This is a genomic window from Aquimarina sp. I32.4 (assembly GCF_002924285.1).
In the GTDB taxonomy this organism is placed as follows: domain Bacteria; phylum Bacteroidota; class Bacteroidia; order Flavobacteriales; family Flavobacteriaceae; genus Aquimarina.
The window spans coordinates 1-3,671 of record NZ_PGUB01000196.1 but is presented as its reverse complement, the minus strand read 5'-3'; the positions used below and the strand labels follow the sequence as shown (position 1 = coordinate 3,671).

The following is a 3,671-nucleotide window of genomic DNA, read 5'->3' as shown; positions in this document are numbered from 1 at the left end:
ACATATCTTTTTAAGACCAAAAGCTACAGAGGGGTCAATATGACCAGAATGGGGGTCAGTATCCATAGAATATCCATCATACTTCCATCTAAATCATATTCTGAACTCACTTGCTGTACACTTTGACCTGATTGTAATAACTCTACAATCATAAGTTTAAAATCGTTACTATGTTTTCGCTTTACCATAATTCAAATATATTTAACATTATGGGCTATTTAAAATCGTCCTAACAAAACTAGATATTCCAGTTAGGAAACAATATCCTAGCTTATTTTACCATTAGAAATTTTCACATATTAACCTAACTGCTTAGATTTGTACAACAAGAGCCGTATGAATCGAGAGATTCACGTACAGTTCTGGGAGAGGCTTGGGGCGAAATTCCCCTTGTCTACTCGATTACTAACCGTTACCTGCAAGCTGAAAAAAAATCTAGATGCCAATAGAAAACATACCTGAACTCTACATTAAGGACAAAAAAGAAAGTCCCGATTTATTTGTTTACGATTTTAAAATGACAACAGATGTTGTTAAAAGCAAAGTGAATTTAGGTATGAATATGTTTAGCTTTCTTCAAGTAGGGAAAAAACAAGTACACTTTGCGGGAACCTCGGTTGCAGTAAATAAAAAACAATCGTTGTTGCTTAAAAAAGGAAATTGGCTATGGACAGAGTTACTGGATACAGAAGCCATTTACTACTGTAAACTCTTCTTCTTTTCTGAAAAGAAACTTACTGATTTTTTAAGAAAATACACAAATGATATAAAACCATATAAAGAAGACGTGCCTTATTTCGTAATTGAAAACGACGATTATATTGCTGCTTTTATAAGCTCTTTATCGTCTAACACCTTTACGAACCATAGTTATAGCGATGTCTTATTGGTTTTAAAATTTGAAGAAATCATGCTGTATTTACTCAACAAATACGGTAGTCAATTCGAATATTACTTACATTCCTTAATCTCAAAAGAAATATCACCATTAAAAAAAGTAGTAGAGAGTAATGTGAACTCCAATTTAAAATTGGAAGAAATTGCCTTTCTCTGTAACATGAGTCTATCGACTTTTAAACGTCATTTTACCAACGAATACGACGAACCTCCTGGAAAATGGTTACAGGACAAACGACTACAAAAAGCAAAGGAACTGCTACAAGGTGGTGAATTAAAAGCATCTGATATCTATTTAGATATAGGTTATAACAACCTGTCCAACTTTAGTATAGCTTTCAAAAACAAGTTCGGAATTAGTCCAACAGATATTTCGAATTAAAAAACAATCATTCAAAATACTGACAAACAACTAGTTAATACCTAATGTGAGTCGCTAAATTTCACAATTACTCACATTGACCTTTTCTCATAAGTTATTGAGCCGTATCAATAAATAGAAAAGTAACAACCCGACATATATTTGCACTGTAATTACACAACGCTTGTTTTGCAAGCATTATTTAAAAATCAAATTTAAAATTTATAATTATGGCAAATGTAACTAAACCTGTATTCAAAGAAAGATACGGAAATTTTATTGGAGGTAAATTCGTAGCTCCTGTTAAAGGACAGTATTTCAATAACGTATCTCCAGTAGATGGTAAAGTATTTACTCAAGCTGCACGTTCAACTCAAGAAGATATCGATCTTGCACTTGACGCAGCACACGAAGCGTTCCCTTCATGGAGTACATCTTCAGCAACAGAACGTAGTAATACTTTATTGAAAATTGCTCAAGTAATAGAAGACAACTTCGAATACTTGGCAACTTTAGAAACGATTGATAATGGGAAACCAATTCGTGAATCTCGTGCAGCAGATATCCCTTACTGTATTGATCACTTTCGTTATTTCGCAGGTATTATCCGTGCAGATGAAGGAAGTATTTCAGAACACGACAAAAATACCGTAAGTATCGTATTAAACGAGCCTATTGGTGTTGTTGGAGAAATTATCCCTTGGAACTTCCCAATGTTAATGTTAGCATGGAAAATTGCTCCAGCTTTAGCAGCAGGTTGTACAGCGGTTGTAAAACCAGCAGAACAAACTCCTACTAGTGTTATCGCATTAATGGAACTTATTGGTGACATTTTACCAGCAGGTGTATTAAACATTGTAACTGGTTTTGGTGCAGAAGCTGGTGCAGCTTTAGCAACGTCTAACCGTATTGCAAAACTTTCATTCACTGGTTCTACTGAAACAGGGCGTAAAGTATTGCATAATGCAGCCGAAAACATTATTCCTGTAACTATGGAATTAGGTGGTAAGTCTCCAAACGTTTTCTTTCCTTCTGTAGCAGATCATGACGATGAATTCTTTAGCAAAGCTATTGAAGGTGCGTTAATGTTCGCACTAAACCAAGGAGAAATATGTACAGCTCCATCTCGTATTTTAGTACACGAAGATATCGCAGATGTTTTTGTTGAAAAAATGCAAGAACGTTTAAGAGCTATCAAAACAGGAAATCCATTAGATCCTGAAACTATGATTGGTTCTCAAGTGTCTAAAGTACAATACGAAAAAATCTTAAGTTATATCAACATTGGTAAGGAAGAAGGTGCATTAGTATTAGCTGGTGGTGACGCTGGGAACTACGAAGGCGAACTTTCAGAAGGATATTACATCCAACCTACAGTGTTAAAAGGTGATAACAATATGCGTGTATTCCAAGAAGAAATTTTTGGGCCTGTTGTAGCATTAACAACATTCAGTTCTACTGAAGAAGCTATCGCAATTGCAAATGATACGCCTTATGGATTAGGTGCTGGTGTTTGGTCTCGTGATGCTCACGAATTATTCCAAGTCCCACGTGCTATTCAAGCTGGTAGAGTTTGGGTAAACCAATATCATACCTATCCTGCTCACGCTCCTTTTGGAGGAGTTAAAGAATCAGGATTTGGTCGTGAAAACCATAAAATGGCTTTAGATCATTACCGTGTTGTAAAAAACATGTTAATCTCTTACGACAAGAAACCTATGGGGTTCTTTTAATTGAAACCTAGCAACAAGTTTTCAATAAAACCCTGAATATTTTTCAGGGTTTTATTGAACTGGTTTAAACTTTTTTTGAATTGTAAAAACGGGCTTCCGATATTTGCGTTACGACACGTAAATTATTTAAAAGCAGCCCATTATGTACAGCGTACTAGACAAATATACAATAGAAATGGAAATAATTTCACACATACCATTAGCCAAGCGAGGGTTTCTGCCAACAGTTCCCTTAGTTGAGATTGTAAATGGGTGTACGACAAATTTCCCATTATGCTGCATTTTGGCATAATTGTTTGATCCTGTGTTCTTTGCTTTTATATACTACTCTTAGTTGCGCCATTTGTTGAAAACCTTCCATAGTCCATCGCTGCCCAGATAACTTCAATCGCTGTTGCAGCACATCTTTGTGAGCAGATTCTATGGTTCCCGATCCTATTATCAGCCCTTTTTCAATATATTTATGATACTGCATTCTGTCTTTATTTTTACGATAATAGTTGATCAATGTGTTTCTTTTTCCAGTTGTTTTGCGCTGTTCTGGTAATTTTTCAAGTGTTACAATAATGGGGTCAATCCCCTTGGTAAGCATCATTTCTGAGCATGTATCAATCCACTTATATCTTTGTTTTTCATCTTTATAGTAAAGTTTAGCAAATTCGCATAGATGTTCTTTACAA

General features: G+C 35.1%; 3 protein-coding genes and 1 pseudogene. 2 read left to right on the top strand and 2 right to left on the bottom strand.

Features of this window, described 5'->3' with window-relative positions:
* Positions 1 to 23: 23 nt before the first annotated feature.
* Positions 24 to 188: a transposase gene (locus tag CVD18_RS22445; RefSeq protein WP_146052904.1), complete on the bottom strand. Its 165-nt coding sequence runs from the start codon at positions 186 to 188 to the stop codon at positions 24 to 26.
* 251 nt (positions 189 to 439) lie between these two features.
* Between CVD18_RS22445 and CVD18_RS21755 the strand changes: the two genes are divergently transcribed.
* Positions 440 to 1,279: an AraC family transcriptional regulator gene (locus tag CVD18_RS21755; RefSeq protein WP_103867563.1), complete on the top strand. Its 840-nt coding sequence runs from the start codon at positions 440 to 442 to the stop codon at positions 1,277 to 1,279.
* Positions 1,280 to 1,488: 209 nt separating this feature from the next.
* Positions 1,489 to 2,991 carry an aldehyde dehydrogenase family protein gene (locus tag CVD18_RS21750; protein WP_103867562.1) on the top strand — a complete coding sequence of 501 codons (1,503 nt, stop codon included), beginning with the start codon at positions 1,489 to 1,491 and terminating at the stop codon, positions 2,989 to 2,991.
* Between the two features lie 271 nt (positions 2,992 to 3,262).
* Here the strand turns inward: CVD18_RS21750 and CVD18_RS22890 are convergent.
* Positions 3,263 to 3,671, bottom strand: a pseudogene (locus CVD18_RS22890) (hypothetical protein); the annotation flags it as partial.

What these genes read in the sequence shown, in the direction of transcription:
- CVD18_RS21755 (WP_103867563.1), top strand. Translation starts at nt 440, where the DNA reads ATGCCAATAGAAAACATACCTGAACTCTACATTAAGGACAAAAAAGAA.
- CVD18_RS21750 (WP_103867562.1), top strand. Translation starts at nt 1,489, where the DNA reads ATGGCAAATGTAACTAAACCTGTATTCAAAGAAAGATACGGAAATTTT.
- CVD18_RS22445 (WP_146052904.1), bottom strand. Translation starts at nt 188, where the DNA reads ATGGTAAAGCGAAAACATAGTAACGATTTTAAACTTATGATTGTAGAG.